Below are 276 nucleotides of genomic sequence, written 5' to 3' on the forward strand. Positions count from 1 at the left end.
GAAACAAGTCGGAGCCGCCTGACTTGCTATGCAGCCGATAGACCGCGCAGCCGGACTGACCAACCTTATCACGGGCCCATTTGTATCCCATCACGTGAGCCGCCATGCTCTCGGGCACGGCAGCGGCTGCGCAGGGCTCTTCTCGATCAATATCGTTCACTCATCCAATCTCACTGACGGTCAGGCGTGCCTGGTACCGCACGTTCTATTAAGTCGTACAGAAGACCTGGCATATGCGTTGTCGGTTCCAACGACGGATCGGCGGCTCGGAGGTCG

Annotated in this window: 1 pseudogene; it reads right to left on the bottom strand. The window is 58.7% G+C overall.

Annotated elements, in window-relative coordinates:
• Positions 1–160, bottom strand: a pseudogene (locus AC0L3J_RS38060) (APH(3') family aminoglycoside O-phosphotransferase); the annotation flags it as partial.
• Positions 161–276 lie beyond the last annotated feature (116 nt).

It is taken from the genome of Bradyrhizobium sp. Kon37 (assembly GCF_055807535.1).